Annotated in this window: 14 protein-coding genes; 10 read left to right on the forward strand and 4 right to left on the reverse strand. The window is 45.3% G+C overall.

Annotated features, from left to right (window positions below):
• Positions 1-45: 45 nt before the first annotated feature.
• The 4 genes from KIV41_RS14525 (at position 46) to KIV41_RS14540 (ending at position 5,801) form a co-directional block, all read left to right on the forward strand.
• Complete coding sequence (locus KIV41_RS14525; RefSeq protein WP_285336895.1) at positions 46-900, forward strand: YDG/SRA domain-containing protein; 855 nt, start codon at positions 46-48, stop codon at positions 898-900.
• 7 nt (positions 901-907) lie between these two features.
• Positions 908-2,752 (forward strand): ATP-binding protein, encoded by a 1,845-nt coding sequence (locus KIV41_RS14530; protein WP_285336896.1) that lies wholly within the window; start codon positions 908-910, stop codon positions 2,750-2,752.
• Between the two features lie 24 nt (positions 2,753-2,776).
• Positions 2,777-3,115 carry a GFA family protein gene (locus KIV41_RS14535; RefSeq protein ID WP_285336898.1) on the forward strand — a complete coding sequence of 113 codons (339 nt, stop codon included), beginning with the start codon at positions 2,777-2,779 and terminating at the stop codon, positions 3,113-3,115.
• Between the two features lie 247 nt (positions 3,116-3,362).
• On the forward strand, positions 3,363-5,801 hold the full coding sequence (locus KIV41_RS14540) for a M9 family metallopeptidase (RefSeq protein WP_285336899.1): 2,439 nt from the start codon (positions 3,363-3,365) through the stop codon (positions 5,799-5,801).
• A gap of 88 nt (positions 5,802-5,889) precedes the next feature.
• Here KIV41_RS14540 and guaD read toward each other — a convergent pair whose 3' ends face one another.
• Positions 5,890-7,290, reverse strand: a complete 1,401-nt coding sequence (guaD, locus tag KIV41_RS14545) for a guanine deaminase (RefSeq protein ID WP_285336901.1) — start codon at positions 7,288-7,290, stop codon at positions 5,890-5,892.
• 404 nt (positions 7,291-7,694) lie between these two features.
• Here guaD and KIV41_RS14550 point away from each other — a divergent pair, with 404 nt between their 5' ends.
• Positions 7,695-7,952, forward strand: coding sequence for a hypothetical protein (locus KIV41_RS14550; RefSeq protein WP_005437145.1), 258 nt, complete (start codon positions 7,695-7,697; stop codon positions 7,950-7,952).
• A gap of 158 nt (positions 7,953-8,110) precedes the next feature.
• On the forward strand, positions 8,111-9,139 hold the full coding sequence (locus tag KIV41_RS14555; protein WP_285336904.1) for a metal-dependent hydrolase: 1,029 nt from the start codon (positions 8,111-8,113) through the stop codon (positions 9,137-9,139).
• Positions 9,140-9,306: 167 nt separating this feature from the next.
• On the opposite strand, the gene KIV41_RS14560 is transcribed toward KIV41_RS14555, so the two are convergent.
• The 3 genes from KIV41_RS14560 to KIV41_RS14570 form a co-directional block, all read right to left on the reverse strand.
• The gene (locus KIV41_RS14560) at positions 9,307-10,650 is read right to left on the reverse strand and encodes a polysaccharide lyase family 7 protein (RefSeq protein WP_285336906.1); all 1,344 of its coding nucleotides are present in this window, start codon (positions 10,648-10,650) and stop codon (positions 9,307-9,309) included.
• A 402-nt stretch (positions 10,651-11,052) separates the two neighbouring features.
• A complete protein-coding gene (locus KIV41_RS14565) occupies positions 11,053-13,218 on the reverse strand; it encodes a heparinase II/III family protein (protein ID WP_285336908.1) in 2,166 nt (721 codons plus the stop codon).
• A gap of 2 nt (positions 13,219-13,220) precedes the next feature.
• On the reverse strand, positions 13,221-15,386 hold the full coding sequence (locus KIV41_RS14570) for a heparinase II/III family protein (RefSeq protein WP_285336910.1): 2,166 nt from the start codon (positions 15,384-15,386) through the stop codon (positions 13,221-13,223).
• A gap of 421 nt (positions 15,387-15,807) precedes the next feature.
• Between KIV41_RS14570 and KIV41_RS14575 the strand changes: the two genes are divergently transcribed.
• The 4 genes from KIV41_RS14575 to KIV41_RS14590 all read left to right on the forward strand — a co-directional run bounded on the left by KIV41_RS14575 (position 15,808) and on the right by KIV41_RS14590 (position 20,187).
• Positions 15,808-16,143, forward strand: a complete 336-nt coding sequence (locus KIV41_RS14575; RefSeq protein WP_005450851.1) for a cupin domain-containing protein — start codon at positions 15,808-15,810, stop codon at positions 16,141-16,143.
• 34 nt (positions 16,144-16,177) lie between these two features.
• Positions 16,178-17,110 (forward strand): sugar kinase, encoded by a 933-nt coding sequence (locus tag KIV41_RS14580; RefSeq protein WP_050924411.1) that lies wholly within the window; start codon positions 16,178-16,180, stop codon positions 17,108-17,110.
• Positions 17,111-17,188: 78 nt separating this feature from the next.
• Positions 17,189-17,812 carry a bifunctional 4-hydroxy-2-oxoglutarate aldolase/2-dehydro-3-deoxy-phosphogluconate aldolase gene (locus KIV41_RS14585; protein WP_005388506.1) on the forward strand — a complete coding sequence of 208 codons (624 nt, stop codon included), beginning with the start codon at positions 17,189-17,191 and terminating at the stop codon, positions 17,810-17,812.
• Positions 17,813-18,429: 617 nt separating this feature from the next.
• Entirely contained in the window at positions 18,430-20,187 is a 1,758-nt protein-coding gene (locus KIV41_RS14590) for a transporter (protein WP_285336912.1), read from the forward strand.
• The last annotated feature ends 11 nt before the right edge of the window (positions 20,188-20,198 follow it).

Consider the following 20,198-nt stretch of genomic DNA (forward strand, 5'->3'; position numbering starts at 1 on the left):
CTCGACACGTTTTCCGACTGAGTAGTACACATACAAGGGTTTACTATGAGAGTTTTTGGACACATACCCGATACTGAAGTCGGTGACATGTTCGAAAATCGAGCCGCGTTAGCCAAATCTGGCATCCATCCTCCAACGCAGGCTGGTATTAGTGGTGGCGCGAAAGAAGGCGCTGACTCAATCGTACTTTCCGGTGGTTATGAAGACGACGAAGATTTTGGCGACGTGATCATCTATACCGGAGCTGGTGGCCGTGACGAAAATACCAACAAACAAATTGCCGATCAAAAATTAGAACGCACCAATCTCGCTCTGGCTAGAAACAAGCTGGAGGGCTTACCTGTCCGCGTTACTCGAAGTCATAAACACCAAAGCCATTATTCTCCAACCAAAGGTTACCAATATGCGGGTTTATACCGCGTTGAAGACTATTGGTGCGAGCGTGGATTGTCTGGCTTCAAAGTATGGCGTTACAAACTTGTCCAAATTGATTCGGAACCTGCGGCAGAGGTGCAAGACACAAGTAAAGCACGTTATGAGGTAACGTCCCGCCAAGCCGTTACGGTCAACAAGATCGTCCGAGACTACAAAAAGGCAAAGCAGGTAAAAGACTGGCATCAATACCAATGCCAAGTATGCGGTTTGACCATTGATACTGGAGCAGGGTACTACGCAGAAGCTGCACACATTCAACCGCTGGGCGAACCGCATCGCGGCCCTGATGTGGTCGAAAACATTCTGTGCTTATGTCCAAACCATCACGTGATGTTTGATAACGGAGTGTTCTCAATTGCGGAGGATTTCAGTTTGATTGGCCTAGACGGACAGTTAACGCTTAACAAGAAACACAAGATAGAACAGAAGTTTCTTCAGTATCACCGTGAGCATTATTTTAAGTAGAGTAACTATGAGTCTAATAAATAAAATTGATAAAATAGCTATTAATGACGACAGTTCAAAGGTTGATAGTTGGGATTATAAATCAGTTAATAAGATAAATTTATTTATTGGTCAAAACAATTCAGGTAAGAGTAGAAAACTAAGAGAGTTGTTTTCAAGTGATATAAACAAATGGTTGATTGACTTTAAAACAATTCCTCTTTCAGAACTATTTATACTAATTAATGAACAGTTCGAAATTCCATATAATGCAAGGGTTATACATAATCAAATTCCAACAGTTGATATCATTAAGCTACAGGAGTTTATAAAAGAAAGTGTTGAATCTACAAAGCCAATGGATGTAAAAAGTATATCATATTATTTATACTATTACTCTAAAGATGGTAATGTAAGTTCAATTGATGAATCAAAGTTGTCTGGGACTTTAGTAGATAAAGTTTTAGAATCAAAATATGAATGTTATAAAGAGGCTCTTGATTTTATTAATTTAAAAAAGGAGAAAGTTTACATTCCAACTCTGAGGAGTCTAAGAAATATACAACGCTCAGGCGATAATGATTATTTCTTATCTAGAACGGTAGATGATTACTTTGAAGACAAATTACTAGAAAAGAATATTTTTACAGGCCATTCCTTGTACCAAGAATTAGTCAAACACTTGCTAGGTACGCATGAACATAGAAAAAAGGTGAGAGAATACGAAAACTACCTCTCAGAAAATTTCTTCTTTGGGCAAGATATATCACTTGTTCCAATGGTAGAAAAAGATGTGGTCTTCTTTAAAGAGGGGGACAAAGAGGAACGCCCTATCTATGATTTAGGTGATGGGATTCAGTCAATTATCATACTGACTTTCAAAGTTTTTATGGCCGAAAAACCAACAGTATTTTTTATTGAAGAACCAGAACACTATCTTCATGCTGGTTTACAAAGAAAACTCATAGAGACCTTCTCTCAACATGAAGAACACCTTTTCTTTATGACTACTCACTCAAATAATTTTCTCGATTTAGCTCAAGAGAGAAGTGATATCTCGATTCAACAAGTCAGGCAGGTTGGGTCTGAAACCGTAGTGCAAGCCACGGAAAAATATAGCGACTTACTTAATGATTTAGGAGTCAGAGCTTCTTCGGTACTACTAGCAAATTGTTCTATATGGGTGGAGGGGGTGACTGACAAGAAGTACCTTAGGGCTTATATGGGTAAATATATAAAAGAGCTTGAAGAGTCAAACAGTGAAGAGGATAAAAATAGAGCTTCTAGGTTGAAAAGTTATCACGAAAATCTGCACTATGTCTTCACTGAATATCAAGGAAGTAATATTACCCATTGGGACTTTGGAGACACTAATGATACACAATCAAGCAAGACACCGGCTAAAAAATTAAACCAGAATATTTTCCTTATTGCAGATGCTGATATTGATGGTAAAGGTAACAGAATAAATGTTCTTTCTGATAGTCTAGGAGCGAACTTTCACCTTCTTGAACGAAAGGAAATAGAAAACTTTATCCCTTCTAATATTCTTATCAAAACGGCTGAAGCGAGGTGGGAAACATTCAATAGAAAAGACAATTGTCATATAGGAAGGTTTGCAAACATTAAGAGCTCTCTTTTCGATGATAAAAAGAAAGGTATAGGAGAAATCCTAGAGAGGTATGTAACCAAACCAAAAGGCTTTGATAGAGACTTCTTCAAAGATAAGTCAGGTACAGTTAAAGACAAAGTGAAGTTCTGCAATAAGGCAACAGAGATAATGTCAGAGCCCAATGTATCTTGGACCTTGACTGCTGAATTATCTGATTTGTGTAGAAAAATCTGGGATCATATTGAAAAGAGTAATGCTTAGTTAAACTAAACGTGAAGGAAAGATATGGAAATCACATGCCATTGCGGGAACATCGTTGTTCAAGCTGACGTACCGAAAGAGATAGCGTCATGTAATTGCTCTATCTGCCGTCGATATGCAGCTTATTGGGCTTACTATTCGCCAGAGCAAATATCAGTTCGCTATTTGAAAGAGCCTTCTGTCTTTTATATCTGGGGTGATAAAGAAGTCGAGTTTCACCGCTGCAATCTGTGTGGGTGTTTGACACACTACGTAACGACAGAGAAATGCGACGCTGATATCGTCGCCATCAATATGAGGATGGCAGAAGAGGAAGTCTTGAAAGATATCCCACGGAGACTCATAGATGGTAAGCGCTACTAACCAAAAAGCCAGACATATGTCTGGCTTTTCTCTTTCTAGTTAACTGACTTTATCTTTGACATTTCAATCAGTTGTGTAACGTTTTTGGCGAGAGATAATCGGCAACTCTGGTAATTGGTTTATAAATTAGAGTTAAATATCTAATTTCTGAACTAACTTCATAAATCCCATGCAACTCAATTCACCTTGTTTGTTGTAAGGAATATAACAGCGCCCTCAAACATATAACTAATTAATGAGTGTTGTTATGTCTCATACCCGTCTATTCCCACGTCATCGCTTGGCGCTAGCTTGTATGCTTGCCAGTGTTTCCAGTTTCTCATTCGCTCAAGAACAGTGTGATATTCCTGATCTTCAACAGGCGCCTGATCTTGCTTTAGCCGTTTCTGAAGCTACTCATCATTGCTATGGTGCTTGGTTCTCTGCACCAGCTGATTCACTGAACGATATTTACAGTGAAGCGAGCTTAAGCCGTATTCAAATCGCGTTAAACCAAGCCATTGCAAGTTACCGCGGTGAGGCAGAACAAGCGCGCAAACTCGAAAACCTTGGTGAGTTTGTCCGCGCGGCTTATTACGTTCGTTACAACGCGCAACAGCCGGACTTTTCTCAGGCATTAGGCCAACGTTTTGCTCAGTCGATTAATGCGTTTTTAGCGAATCCACACGCGTTAGACCAAGGACGCGAGCAAGTAGGGGCGATGAAAAGCCTGACGTTGATGGTCGACAATGTGAAGCAACTTCCTTTGACGATGGAAGCACAACTTGCGGCACTGCGTCACTTCAATCGTGAAACGGCGCAAGACACACAGTGGGTCGATGGGTTGAATAACCTTTTCCGTGCGATGGCCGGCCATGCTTCGCGAGATGATTTCTACCAGTACATGGCGAGCCATACGCAACACATCGATACGTTAGCAGCATTCGCTCGTGATAATGCTTGGGCATTGGATACGGATGCGAGCTTCTTGGTTTACAACGCCGTTCGCGAAACCGGACGTTTATTAGCGAGCCCAAACCAAGCAACCAAAGAGAAAGCGCTGCGTGTGATGCAACAAGTGATGGAGCAAAACCCGCTTGGTAGTGAGCACGATAAGCTTTGGTTAGCCGCAGTAGAGATGATGAGCTACTTCGCGCCAGAGGGTTTGAATGGTCTGGATTTAGATCAAGCGAAGCGTGATTTGGCGGCTCGCGTGCTACCGAATCGTCATGAGTGTGATGGTCCGGCCATCATTCGTTCTCAAGATTTAACCCAAGCCCAATCTATTGAAGCTTGTGAGGTTTTAGCCGCAAAAGAGGCCGACTTCCACCAAGTGGCGAACACAGGGCATCAACCTGTTGCGGACGACAACAACGAGCGAGTAGAAGTGGCCGTGTTTGCAAACAACGGCAGCTACGTGGATTACTCGTCTTTCTTGTTTGGTAACACGACGGATAACGGCGGTCAATACCTTGAGGGTAATCCGGCACAAGCAGGCAACGTGGCGCGCTTTGTCGCTTACCGTTATGACAATGGTGAGGCGCTTTCTATTCTCAACCTAGAGCATGAATACACTCATTACCTAGATGCAAGATTCAACCAATATGGCTCATTCAGCGATAACTTGGCACATGGTTACATTGTTTGGTGGCTAGAGGGCTTTGCTGAGTATATGCATTACAAGCAAGGTTACGATGCAGCGATTGGGCTGATTGCTGACGGCAAGATGAGCCTATCGGACGTGTTGGCGACCACTTACTCTCACGATACCAATCGAGTTTATCGTTGGGGCTACTTAGCGGTTCGCTTTATGTTGGAAGAGCATCCGCAAGAGGTAGATAGCTTACTGGCGCTTTCTCGTTCTGGTCAGTTTGCTGAGTGGGCAAAACAGGTTCAATCATTGGGTGAGCAATACAATGGCGAGTTTGACCGTTGGTTAGATTCAGTCTCTAGTGAACCACAGCAACCTGATCCAAACCCAGACCCAAATCCGGGTGAGCCGACTGAGCCTTCTGATCAAGTAACGCAGCTTGTAGCAAATCAAAGTGTGGTGCTCAGTGGCGCAGCATACAGCGAGCAACTGTTCTATGTGGATGTGCCAGAGAACACAACTCACTTTGACGTAGCGATTCATGGCAATAGCCAAGGCGATGCCGATTTGTACATGAGCTTTGAGAAAGAAGCCCATTACTATGACTTTGAGTTCAGCCAATATGGTGATGGCAGCAACGAGATGGTGACGTTTGAGCCGGAGCAATCGGGTTACATTAAGCCGGGTCGTTACTACATCAGCATCGCGGGCCGTTCTGACTTTAATGATGTGACGCTACAGTCATCATTAGTGACTGAAACCCCAACACCGCCAGCACAAGAGCAAGATGACTTAACCCCAGTGGTATTGGAATCTGGCCAAGCGCAAACCTTAACGGTGCACCAACAACGTTACGCAGCGGTTTATGTTCCGCAAGGCGTACAAGAGGTGCGAGTGTGGCTAACCGACAAAAACGGTAATGCAGACAATGGCAACGTTGATCTGTATGCGAGCAAAGCTTATTGGCCAACAGTAGGGCAGCACGAATACGCATCAAACTACTGGGGCAGTAATGAATACCTGCAAATCCCAGTGACAGAAGAAGGCTATGTTCATTTCTCTTTAAATGCTGAGCAGCAAGGGGATGACGTCGAGATGTTGGTTTACTTCTACTAACTCGCTGTACCGAAATCAAACCCTCATAAAACCAAAGCCGGACATCAGAGTCCGGCTTTTTGCTATTTGTGCGCAGGGCTTAATCTGCTTAGATTGGCTCGTTCACTTTACTCTTTGTCGCGACTTTGCCATCGGTAGAATACGCAAGTTCACCTGCAATATAAGTGGCTTCGACGTTTCGTTCGTCACCTAGCATCATTAGGGCAAAGAGTTTGTCTTCTAAGCTTTTGGAATGCTGGTAACGCAGCTTCTGCAAATCCGTTGCTGCCCAGTTAAGGACAACAAAATCGGCCTCTTTCCCTGCTTCAAAACTGCCTATCTTGTCATCGAGACTCAGCGATTTCGCGCCGCCCAATGTCGCTAAGTACAAGCCTTTAAACGCGGAGAGTTTCTTTCCTTGTAACTGCATGATTTTATAAGCCTCATTTAAAGATTCTAACTGAGAAAAACTGGTGCCTGCGCCAACATCGGTCCCCAAACCGACGCGTACATCTTTTTGCTCTGCCTTTTCTAAATCGAACAGACCGCTACCCAGAAATAGGTTGGACGTTGGACAAAATGAAATCACAGAATCGGTACGCTGAAATGCACTCCACTCTTTATCCGTGAGGTGAACCGCGTGGGCGAAGATGGAGCGTTTGCCAGCCAAGCCATAGTGCTCGTAAACATCGAAGTAGCCTTCACGATCGGGGAAGAGTGATTTCACCCATTCGATTTCGTTTTTGTTTTCTGACAAGTGCGTATGCACATACACATCGGGATACTCGGCTTTGAGCTTTCCGGCCGCCGCTAACTGTTCTGGCGTTGAGGTCGGCGCAAAGCGGGGCGTAATGGCGTATTGCAATCGCCCTTGGTTGTGCCATTTGTTGATCAGGTTTTTGCTTTCTTGGTAACCCGTTTCAGGTGTGTCGAGCAGGTAGTCTGGCGCGTTGCGATCCATCATGACTTTCCCCGCAATGATTCGCATGTTCTTGTCTAGCGCTTCTTCAAACAGCGCTTCTACGGATTGAGGGTGCACCGTGCCAAACACTAAGGCGCTTGTGGTGCCGTTCTTCAGCAGTTCATTGATAAAGAACTGGGAGATGGCTTTGGCGTGAGCTTTGTCTTCAAACTGCTTTTCTGTGGGAAAGGTGTAGGTTTCTAGCCACTCCAACAGCTGTTCACCATAGGCGGCGATCATTTGTGTTTGTGGGTAGTGGATGTGTGTGTCGATAAAGCCCGGCACGATGAGTTTTCCCCTGTGATCGACAATCTCTTGGTATTGTGTCGCATCGTTTTCATTGAACGCTTTGATGGCTTTGATGTGTCCATCTTCAATCACTAACAAACCGTCTTCGAAGTACTGGTAGGCATCAGTCAGGTGTTCAACCTTGGCTGGATCATTGATGAAATGTAATAGGCTAGAGCGGATGGCGGTGACGTCCGCCGCCGCATGAGAAGAGAAGAAAGCCGTACCGAGTAAAGATAGAAGGATCGCGTTTTTGTTCATAAGTCACTCCATTGAATCGTTTGAAAATCCATGGTTTTTGACTTATTCGAGCAAGCCCTTGTCAATAGAGTGTAACAACCGAAAACCATTAAAAGCGAAGTGACTACTGCGAGATGTATGCCAATCAACGACAAAGGGGATAATGGTAAGCAGGACAAGGCTTGAGGACGAATTCACGAGACAATAAGTAGGTATTCGCTAACCATGATGGTGAGGAAAAACAGGCAGTTGAACCGATGTGGTGCATTTCATGTTTTGCTAATAAATGACCTTGGGCTGCAATAAAGCTGTCATGTTTGGGTTATAAGTTGTGCGACTTAAATGGCTATGCCAGATGAGAAGCCCAAGCCAGATGAAACAAGTAAACCATGTGGCTAACAACGTAACCAGTAGATTGGAGAACCATGGCAAGAGTAGTAAACGCAGCCGATGAAGTGATCATTAAGTTGCTACAAAACCAAGGCTTTATTAAAAGCGAAGCTGAAGCGCGCTTGAAAGAAGAAGTGTACCGTTTACACCCACACGAAATCGAAAAAGTGAAAAACTACGATCAGCACTTTGGCATCAATGCAAAAGAGAAATTGATTGATGAGATTTTAGAGCTTAGACGTGAAGCACTGATAAAGAAAATATCCCGCCCAGAGACTGCCGTTTTTAAGTAACTTGTCCTCAAACTATCCAAGACATTTGATCGACACTCAATGTGTAAAAGTAAGTAAATAAGAGAGTCAAAGTTAGTGAGTGGTTTGACACTTATGGAAATGCGTTTTAGTTTTCGATTCAATCAATCTTTGTCATGAATGGGTATAGATAGCAGGATATGGATTCAATCACACAAGCTGCATTAGGCGCGACCGTCGCTGGTGCGATTGCCGGTAAGCGCTGTAACGCGAAGGTATTACTGATGGGTGCTGCGCTCGGCACTTTGCCGGATCTGGATGTGATTCTGGATTATGGCGATGCAGTACAAAACACAATCAAGCATCGTGGCTTTACGCATTCTCTCTTGGTGTTACCTCCTTTTGCTTTGCTAATTTCTTGGCTCTACTGCCGCTGGCGACCAGATACGTTTTGGACGCTTTCTCGTGTGTTCTTTTTAACCGTGAGTGTGTTCGTCACCCACACTTTGTTGGATGCAATGACAACGTATGGCACGCAGTTGATTTGGCCATTTGAGGGCTATTTTGAGCTGCGGAACGTGTTCATTATCGATCCGCTTTATACTCTGCCTCTGTTACTTGCGATTGGTGTTGCTCTGTTTTCCAAAACTCGCGGCGGACGTTGGTGTCAGAGTGTAGTGCTTGTCTCCACGCTTTATCTCGGTTGGGGTTACGCATCGCAGCAAATTATTGCATCTCGCGTGGAGCATAACTTAGCGGCGCAGAACTTACCGAATCAACAAGTGCTGATCACGCCAACACCGTTTAATACCTTCCTATGGCGAGTGGTGGTGATGGATGATGGTCAATATTACGAAGGCTTGGCATCGGTACTCGATAGCGATGAGCGTATTGATTTTGTCTCGCACCCGCTGGGCAGTTGGCCTTTGGCAGACAAGCCGGAGACTTTGAAAGGGCTTGAGGCTTTCTCACATGACTATCTGAACTATCGAGTAGAAGATGATGCACTGATTGTGTCTGACTTGCGTTTGGGAATGTCGAACAACCTTTCCTTCGAATTTATCTTTGCGGAGAAGGGCAAAGACGGCGATTGGCAGTTGTTGGAATCAACACAACGCTACCCAAGTGAGCGTAGCTTGGACTTGTTAGGTCAACTTTGGGAGAGGCTGAAAGGCGACCAGAGTATTGATGCGAATTTGGAACGTGTGGAGCTAAGCGCGCGTTCATAGTTTAGGTGTACAGCGATCCCCAACTCGCTCTTGAAGATAATGAGATGAGAGCGTGTTGTCGGGAATCTCTTCATCAAAATGAATACTGACACCAAACTGAATAAAGAAAGCCGGACATGATGTCCGGCTTTTTCGTATTTGCTTTAATCAACTATTGGTCGAACTCTCTACGGGAATTCATACCCGTCGTGTGAGTTCGTTAGGTAGTAGAACGTCGCTTGAACATAGTCAGTTGGGTCACCTGAGTTGTTTTGGTTGTACACGCCTACTTTAAAGTACATGTATTGGCCGCCAACATCGTAGCCGCTGGTGGTCATATCTACCGTTTCAGTGACGTCTTCGTGGTCATCACGTTTAATAGTGACGATAAGTTGGTTGCCTTGCACTTCGATGCGGTAGAAGAATAACTCGTTCAGTCCGATGCCATCTTCAGGTTCTGAAGCGTTGGATGCTGAACTACCAATAAGATTAATGAACTGCTCTGGATCTGATGACGCGTCTTCGTTAGGTTCATGCGCAAAGTAAAGTGAACCTTTGGTGTGGCCCGGCAATAAACGGTAGTAGAGGCGGATTGGTTCATCGTTATTTGCGTGGATCTGACCAACGATCACGCGACCCACTTGGCTAGAATCACCCGTTGTCGTTACCGCGTTCACGGCCAACGTTGCTTCAAGTATGCCGTCCACACCGCCAGAATTGTTTTGATCATCGCTTGGTGCGCTAGCGAATACCCAGTTGTTCTTGGTGATGCCTGTGGTTGAGATGCTAGTGTCGCCACGACGGAGCATTTCACGCATTTCTGAACGTGTGTATTTGGTATTTGCAGATGTGGTTGCTCCTTCGACGGGTGAGATGAACACCAAACCGCCGTCATCACCAGTGTAGAAGAACTCGCTGTTCTCAAAGCCGCTAGAGAGTTCGTCTTCTTTCACTTCTTGAGCATCGCCAGACGCGTTGCCGTTATCATCAACCGGCAGGTCGAGTTTCCAATCTAATAAGTCGAAGTTGCCTGATGGCGGCAGGGTAGGGTCGAGATCGAAGACTGGCAGGGAAGTGGTCGGCGGATCAATGATTTCAGAAGATGTGAGTTTGAAGAGATCGACACGGCCCTCAGCGCCACTGTATTCACCAAAGACGGTGATTTCCGTTGCATCTCCTGAGTTGAAGGTAATGGTGGTTTGCGCCCAATCTGAGTTTGAAGCGGTTTTGCTAAAAGTGTCGCTGCCAACATTCACACCGATGTTCGCATCTGCCAGCACGTACGCACTCAGTGTGTATTCGGTATTGCTTGTGACAGGAACTGACTGCTCTAGACGAGCACCATTGCCAGAGAATTTTGCTGACTTTGCGCCGTCATAGGCAACACCGGAGACAGCGGTTGGATCCACCTCTGTCCATCCAGAAAAATCTTGTTCAAAACTTGGGTTAACGAGATTGACTTCGGCACTGTGTGCGGCAAAAGAGCTCAGTAAAACGGCACTGCCGACAATATTGACTAACTTGCTTTTCATGTTGTTCTCCACGGTTTTCAACGATGGCTTATCTTCTAATCCTGTAGAAGTAAGTTGTGCTTCATGTATTTTAATAACACAAATAGGCGTTAGTTCTTTCTCTGGAGAACAAAGATGAAGATGAAAAGCGAACTTCTGTATTTTGGTTGCGGCTAACTAGCGATCTTACGCAACTATTTGCAATGTAATTCTTTAACATGCTGCTTTGGTTTGGAAGCGCGATTGCACTTTGTAGGTGTCAAAGCTTAGAAAAGTCTTTCAGGAATAGAGGGTTACAAGCTATACAATATGAATAATTGTGAGCGAAGATCGGTTTTATGAAGACGAAAAAAAGCCGAACATGACGTCCGGCTTTGAATTAGTTCCCGATTTTTACATTAATTTTTAGTGACTAGCTAAAGATTAAATTTGTGCGAATGCGCCTTCCCAAGTGTAAGTCACACCGTCGAACTCAATGCGATGTGCGGCGTTCTGTTTGTCTTCTTCTAGATTGCAGATAGCGAAGTGGTAAGCGTTGCCTGTTGTGGTTTGCAGACGAATCACGGTACCCACTTCGTTGTTGCCAACGACGGTTACTGACTCTACTAGACCACGAGCGCCAACCGATGCTTCGATAGACTCGTTGAAGTAACCGTGTGTCTCTAGAACAGAAGCAAACACGTGGTTCTGACCAGATTGACGTAAGATCAGTGCTGGTTCGCTCTTCAAGTTGAAGTCTGGATCATTTGCACCAGTGCGAGTGAAGAACACTTTGCCGCCGTTTGTTGCGCTTGTGATTAGTGAGTAGTAGCTGTTATCGTGCAACCAGCTTACAAGCGAGCTGCCTTGAACTTGGCCTGAGCCTACATTCCATAGGTGTTGGTAGCCGTTGTCTTCGCCCATTGGGCGCAGCGTGCTTTCTACATCGTATTCAAAATCCGTACGAATGATTTGACCAGAGTAGTGCACTGGCAGGTCGTATTGGTGCTCTTGGTCTGCTTCGATGCGGTAAACATCAATCACAAGTGGTTTTTCGAATTCTGGCAATTCAGCAAGAATAATGCTGCGTTGCATGTCTACGCCATTGTAGTAACCAGAAATACGACCGCTCATGCCTTGCAGTTTTTCGTCATCAGCTTTGAAGAAGTGCTTAGAACCGAACTTGGTTTCTGCTAGCGCTGTGTCGAAGTTGTTTTGCGTCTTTTGGTCAACCGTTACTGTGTTGTGCGCGATCGTCTGCTTACAGTAAGACTTGTTCTCTGGGATGTAACGACCGCCAAATTTAGGCTCAACGTTTACCCAGCGACCAAAGCCGTAATCGTGCAGCACTTCATGACCGCGGTTAAACACGCTCAGGTGCAGACCATCGTAGTGACCGTGGTCTAGCGCTGAGTGGTACTGGTGATCGCTGCCATGCTGACCAAACCAGATAAGCGCCATTGTGTCGTCGTCTTGCTCGTCACGGTGACGAAGAATGCTTACGCCACCTTTTTCGCCTTCTGGGCCATCAGTCACGAATAGGCTACCCCAGTTGAATGGCTTGATGTTGTCTGCGGCTGCAACCGCGTCAGACAATGTTTTGCCTGAGATATGAACCCAAACGTCTTGCTGGTGGTCTGCCATACCAAGTAGCGTTTCAGACTGCTCGTAACGGTGGAAACATACTGACGTTGCCATGATTACGCCTTCATCATTGATCGAAATCGTCTTCGATGAATCGTTCAGTGCTGGCAAAGTACCATCTGGGAATGCCGTCTTAAATACTGCGTAAGACGTGGTCTTGATGACCGAGTCGTTGAACTCGTAAATACCAAGCTCAGGCTGGCGACGTTCAATCGCTTCTGCAAATAGGTAGATTGGACGCAGCGAGAAACGGTGGTAGTAAGGACCTTCCATGTAGTAGCCGTCTGGCGAGAACAGTTGGTCTAACTGAGCTAGGAAGCCGCCGCTAACTTTATCCAGTTTCAAGCCGTAAAGCGCTTTGTCTACTGCATCTTGATCGTTAATTGCGTAACCACAGATACCGACTGCTGCTACAGCCCACAGACCGTGGTTGTGTACGATGTCAAAGTCGTGACCGTAAGTGACTACGAACAGCTCAATCATTTGTTTGAACAGATCGTTTTCAATCAGTGTTTTTTGCTCTTCTTCCAATGTGTGGTAAATGCAGCTGTACGCACAAGAGGCGTATAGCATCCACATGTTCTCGTTCAGAGTTTGGTGGAAGATCTTACCCGGAGGGTTAGAGTCACGGCTGGTGTTGCTTTCTAGCGTCGGGTAAACCTTCGCGTAAGCCGTTAGCATGTCCACGATGTAATCGCGGTACTTCTGTTCGCCAGTGATAAGGAATAGGCGACCCGCTAGATCAATGTGGATGTAGTTTTGCTTGTGACGGTTATGCTCGTAACCGCCGCCTTCGCCGTGACCTGGAACTTCAATACCGACCTCAGCCATGTAAGCGTCAGTTTGTCTGATGTCACGTGCTAATGCATTTCCTAATAGGCTATCCGTGCCAAGTGCTTTGCTTAGTTCTGCCGCTTCTTCAAAGTTCATTAATAGCGGTTGGTAAGACTGGGTTTGGTAGCTCATTATTATTTCTCCTGCCCGAATGCATTCACTTCTAGAGAGTAGAAGCCATTCCAGCTGTAGGTTTTACCGTTCAATTCTACTTGGTGTGGGGTTTGGTCGTCAGCGCCTAGAACATTGCTGATCATCACAGTAACCAGTGATTTTTCAGTCGTGATTTCTACGATGCTGCCAACGGCGTTGTAACCCACGACGCGGATATCTTTCACCTGACCACGTGCATTCACCGATTGCTCAAACTCTTCGTTGAAGTAGCCGTGTGTTTCTAGCGCAGAAGCAAATAGTGTCGATTCGCCCTTGCTGCGCAGAATGAATGCCGGTTCGCTACGTAGGTTAAAGCTCGGGTCATTGGCGCCAGTGCGAGCGAAGATAACTTCATTATCGCCGTTCTGTTTCGCGCTGCTGCTTGTGCCTAACCAAGTGTAGTAGGTGTTGTTTTGTAGCCAGCTAACCAGCGCCGTATCTTGCACTTTGCCGCTCGCTACTTTCCAAAGGTGTTGGTAACCGAAGTCATCGCCAAGCGTGTTCAGTTCACCAAAGCTTTGGTAATCGAAGTTAGTACGTACGATTTGACCATCGTATTGATGAGAGTAGTCGTACTGATGCTCGCCTTCACCTTCGATGCGGTAAAGGTCTAGCAATAGCGGTGCTTCAAGCTCATCTAGGTTAAGCATGAACACACTGCGCTGCATGTCTGTGTTCGGGTAGTGGTCGTTCGCAAACGCGCTCATACCGTTGATTTCAGTGCCTTCCACTTTGAAGAAGTGAGGCAAACCGTGCACTGAATCAGCGCGGTCTACATCGAAACCATTCTGACATTGCTCATCAATCGTTACCGCGTTATGCGCGATAGTTTGACGTGCGTACGATTTGTTTTCGTCTAAGTAACGACCGCCGAATTTAGGCTCAACGTTTACCCATCGACAGAAGCCGTATTCACGCAGCACTTCTTGACCACGGTTGAAGAAGGTAATGCCAAGCGTATCGAAGTTACCATGTCCCATGCCGTGTTGACCGTAGTTCATCACAAGCTGTGACACATCACCGGTTTTATCCTGCATACGGATAAAGCCTTGTGCACCGTTGTTGCCAGTTGGACCTTCGTTAAGTTCCACACTTGGCCAGAAAGGTATACCGATTTCACGGTCTGCGATTGCTTTATCGTAAGCTTGAGAAAGCTCTAGACCGCATGGGTGCATCCAAACGGCGTTTTGAATCTTCGCCATGCCTAGAATGTTGTCATCCAAGCCGTAGTGCTTGCTGTAAACGCTCACTGCAACTTGAACACCCATATCGGTAATGCTCATGGTTCGAGATGCGTCGTTTAGGGCTGGGAACTCACCATTCGGGTAAGCTGTTGCCAGCATCGCCTGTACTGTGTTGCCAATCACTTTGTCTTTGTAGTTGTAGATGTCTACTTCAGGCATATGACGGTGTACTACTTCTGCAAATACACAAGTTGGACGAATCGCATAACGATGGTAGTAAGGGCCTTCCATGTAGTAACCAGAAGGGGCGAACAGTTGCGAGATTTGCGCTAGGAAGCCACCGGTATCATCACGGTCTTGACCGTATACCGACATCTCTAGATATTCAGGTTTTCCAATGGCTAGACCACAGATACCAACAGCCGCAACTGCCCAGATGCCGTGGTTGTGAATACGGTCGAAATCGTGCGCGTATTTCACGGTGAACATGTCTAGCATTGGTTCGAAAATGCGCTCAACAACGGCTGTGCGCTCTTCTTCTGTCATCACTGATGCCACGCAAGAGTAAGCAAGGCTAGTAAACATTAACCAACAGTGTTCATTAAGGATCTGGTGGAAAAGACGACCTGTTGGGTTAGTGTTTTTCTGTACGTGGAAATCAAAAGTTAGGTACTTCTCTGCATAGATAGCGAGAAGATCTTTAACGAACTGCGCGTACTTTTCTTCTTGAGTGATCAAGAACAAACGACCCGCTAAGTTCATGTAGGTATAGTTTTGTTTGTGGCGGTTGTGCTCGTAGCCACCCGCTTCGCCGTGACCTGGTACGTCTAGAGGCAGACGCATGAAGGCTTCAAGTTCCTTGCGATTCGCTTCAATGGATTTGCCCATTAAGCTCGGCTTTCCGACTTCCTTTCTTAGTAGTTCGACTTCTGCTTCAGTCAACAAAATCGGTTGTGTAGTCATTTCTTTACCACCCTCAGATGAAGTGTGTTGTTTTCTTAAACTTTCTATAAAGTAATACAATATTAAGTTTGGGTGTAGTTTTTGTGGCAAAAAGGGAGAGTGAAATCACGCGAATTTAGCTAACTTATTGATTTATATTGGTGTGGTAATCCTTGTTGTGACTGATGTTTCGGCGTTATCAATCGTTAAGTGGAATGCTTTAGCGAGCACCATTTGATGAATATCACATATTTTTAGATATATTGTATGACAATTAAAGTGGATCGGATATGCTCGTTACCAATTCGACAGCAGACCCTTTCGCTTTGCGTTTCACTTTTATCAATACGACGCTTTTTTAAGAGAACCTTTTAATAAAAGCATGGTTAAGAATGAAGTGCCGTAGGGTTCGCTTTAATAGAGACTTTTTAGGAGTATGACGATGAATTCTTTCTTTGTATTAGATGAGAACCCGTGGGAAGAGCTAGGCGGCGGTATCAAACGTAAAATTGTTGCTTACACAGATGATCTGATGGCTGTTCACCTATGTTTTGACAAAGGTGCGATTGGTGCTCCACATACGCATGAGATTCACGATCAAATCGGTTACGTAGTACGTGGCAGCTTTGAAGCAGAAATCGAAGGCGAAAAGAAAGTACTGAAAGAGGGTGACGCGTATTTTGCTCGTAAGCACATGATGCATGGCGCGGTTGCACTAGAGCAAGACAGCATTCTTCTGGATATCTTCAACCCAGCTCGTGAAGACTTCTTAAAGTAACGTATAGCGCAACCTCAGTTGCTAAGGTGACAGTATGAAATCATTAAATATCGCGATCATTGGCGAATGTATGGTTGAGCTACAGAAAAAGGAAGGTCAGTTGCGTCAGTCATTCGGTGGTGACACGTTGAATACCGCACTGTATTTATCTCGTTTGACCAAAGCTCACGATATCAAAACTAGCTATGTAACTGCCCTGGGTAATGATCCTTTTAGCCAAGAAATGCTTTCAGCATGGCAAGAAGAGGGCATTGATACCAGCTTAGTGTTGACTGTTAATGGTAAACAGCCGGGTATTTACTACATCGAAACGGATGAGACAGGCGAGCGTTACTTCCACTATTGGCGTAATGAAGCAGCAGCAAAGTTTTTGTTTGAACAGGACGAATCTTCGGCACTAGTCGACACGCTTTATTCTTATGATGCGGTTTACCTGAGTGGCATTACATTAGCGATTCTTACTGAAGAAGGTAAGACGCAGTTGTTTGCATTCCTCGAACGCTTTAAAGCACAAGGCGGCCAGGTTATTTTCGATAATAACTACCGTCCTAAATTGTGGGAAAGCCGAGAGAGTGCCATGTCTTGGTACCTTAAGATTCTTAAGTTTACCGATATTGCTCTGCTCACATTTGAAGATGAGCAAATGCTGTATGGTGATGAGCACCTAGAGCAATGTATTGAAAGAACCTCTGCACTGGGCGTAGATGAAATCATCATTAAACGTGGCAGCAAAGATTGTTTAGTTGTGGCGAATGGTGAAGCGCAATACGTGGCACCAAACAAAGTCGATAGCGTGATTGATACGACGGCAGCAGGTGACTCTTTCAGTGCAGGCTTTTTGGCGAAGCGTTTGACTGGTGGTAACGCGGCTGAATCGGCTTACTCTGGTCATTGTATGGCTGGTGAGGTTATTCAGCACAAAGGTGCCATCATTCCACGTGAAGTGATGCCCGATCTTCCTTTGTAATTCTTTTGCGGAGTGTTGAATAATCGGCGCTCCGCAGTGATTTATTGAACTCAAGTTAACGACGATGAGTACACTCTTATGACGACATTAAACGAACAATTAGCAAACCTAAAAGTAATTCCTGTTATTGCCATCAACAAAGCAGAAGATGCGATTCCTTTAGGTCGCACTTTGGTTGAAAACGGTATGCCTTGCGCTGAAATCACGTTCCGCACAGAGTGTGCTGCAGAAGCGATTCGTGCTATGCGCGCTGAGTTCCCAGAAATGTTGATTGGTGCGGGTACAATCTTAACTAATGAACAAGTTGACCAAGCGATTGAAGCCGGTGTGGACTTTATTGTTAGCCCAGGCTTTAACCCTCGTACGGTTCAATACTGCCTAGACAAGGGCGTAGCTATTGTACCTGGCGTAAACAATCCAAGCCTTGTTGAGCAAGCGATGGAAATGGGTCTGCGTACACTTAAGTTCTTCCCTGCTGAGCCATCTGGCGGTGTTGGTATGCTTAAAGCACTAACGGCAGTTTACCCAGTAAAATTCATGCCAACAGGTGGTGTGAGCCTAGGTAACGTAGATGAGTACTTGTCTATTCCTTCAGTGCTGGCATGTGGCGGTACTTGGATGGTTCCAACCAAACTTATCGATGAAGGCAAGTGGGATGAACTAGGTACATTGGTTCGTGACGCCGTCGCTCACGTAGCATAAGTGCAGTAGCGCCCCGATAAAATTAGCGAAAAGAATGTAAAGCGAGCCTTAGTGCTCGCTTTTTTGTGTTTGAAAGAGGCGAGATAAAGGAACCAGAAAAGAGATTTCCTACTCAGTCGTCCTCCTTCTAGGAAATGACGGTAAGGAGTAGGGGAAAAGCTGAGAGGAGAAGCATGAGGTTTGAGAGCTGGGAATAGAAATGCGCAGAACCTACTCCGCGTCATTCTCGAGAGCGACGAAGGAGCGAGTCGGGAATCTCAATTTTTGTATTCATCTATAATCGCGCTTGCGATCCAGTTCATCTGAAACATCTCATTACGTTTCCTACAAATAAATGCCACGCATTTTTGATCTTCAGACAAAGCACAAGAAAGAAAAATATTCCATACTTTAATGGATTTTCAATATATTATTTGTATTACAATATAGCGCAATGGCTTACGTGGTGATTATTCCTTTAAATCCCAAAGATCCAAGAAAATAAAGGCTTTTAGTGCGTTTTCTTCGTCGAATAACTTATGCTTTAGATCACAATTAAAGCTTATTGTAGTACAAATAAAAATATGAACGGAGTAATCTAGGCAGTAGAAAATGATCAAACTCGAAAGGCTGAAAAAATGACTATTGATACTTTTGTTGTTCTTGCCTACTTCTTCTTCCTAGTTGCCATTGGTTGGATGTTCCGTAAGTTCACGACGTCGACCAGTGACTACTTCCGAGGGGGCGGTAAGATGTTATGGTGGATGGTAGGTGCTACCGCCTTCATGACGCAATTTTCAGCATGGACGTTTACAGGTGCCGCAGGACGCGCGTTCAACGACGGTTTCGTTGTTGTAATCCTATTCTTAGCCAACGCATTTGGCTACTTCTTGAACTACCTCTACTTTGCTCCAAAGTTCCGCCAGCTACGTGTAGTAACGGCAATCGAAGCAATTCGTCAGCGTTTTGGTAAAACGTCAGAGCAGTTCTTCACTTGGGCTGGCATGCCAGACAGCTTGATCTCAGCTGGTATCTGGTTGAATGGTCTCGCAATCTTTGTGGCTGCGGTATTCAATATTCCGATGGAAGCGACCATTATCGTAACTGGTTTGGTTCTGATGTTGATGGCGGTAACGGGCGGCTCTTGGGCGGTTGTTGCTTCTGACTTCATGCAGATGCTGGTTATCATGGCGGTAACCATTACTTGTGCGGTGGCGGCTTACTTCCACGGCGGCGGTATTGGTAACATCGTGTCGAATTTCCACGGCGACTTCATGCTGGGTAATAATCTGAACTACATCAGTATCTTTGTCCTTTGGGTGGTGTTCATCTTTGTTAAGCAGTTCGGTGTAATGAACAACAGCATCAACGCTTACCGCTACCTATGTGCAAAAGACAGTGAAAATGCACGTAAAGCAGCAGGTCTTGCATGTGTGCTGATGATTGTCGGTCCTATCATTTGGTTCCTACCACCTTGGTACGTTGCGGCATTTATGCCTGATTTCGCAGAGCAATACGGCTCAGTAGGTGGTGATGCAGCTTACCTAGCATTCGTACAAAACGTAATGCCAGCGGGTATGGTGGGTCTTCTGATGTCAGCAATGTTTGCGGCGACCATGTCTTCAATGGACTCTGGACTAAACCGTAACGCGGGTATCTTCGTGATGAACTTCTACAGCCCGATTGTACGTCCACAAGCGTCACAAAAAGAGCTGGTTATTGTAAGTAAATTAACGACTATTATGATGGGCTTCATCATCATTGGTATTGGTTTATTCATTAACTCGCTACGTCATTTGAGCCTGTTCGATATCGTACTGAACGTGGGTGCATTGATAGGTTTCCCAATGTTGATTCCTGTACTGCTTGGTATGTGGATTCGTAAGACGCCGGATTGGGCTGGTTGGGCAACACTGGTTGTTGGTGGCTTTGTTTCTTACATCTTCGGTATCTCACTACAAGCTGAAGACGTAGAGCGCCTATTCGGTCTAGAGCAAGCGTTTACTGCACGCGAGTGGGCGGACCTGAAAGTTGGTTTGAGCTTAGCGGCACACGTTATCTTCACCGGTGGTTTCTTCCTACTGACAACGCGCTTCTACAAAGGTTTATCGCCTGAGCGTGAGAAAGAAGTGGCTCAATTGTTCGAGAACTGGAATACGCCACTTGTGGCTGACAGCGAAGAGCAGCAGAACCTAGATACAAAACAGCGCGGCATGCTTGGTAAGCTTATCAGCGTAGCGGGCTTCGGTATCCTAGCGATGGCTCTGATTCCAAACGAACCATCTGGTCGACTACTGTTTATCTTGTGTGGTGCGATTGTTCTCTCGGTGGGTGTTCTATTGGTGAACGCAGCTCGAGGGCCTAAAAGCCCAAAGTTAGCTAACGCGAAAAGCTAACCACAATTAAC

The organism is Vibrio sp. D401a (assembly GCF_030248515.1).
Lineage (GTDB): Bacteria > Pseudomonadota > Gammaproteobacteria > Enterobacterales > Vibrionaceae > Vibrio > Vibrio rotiferianus.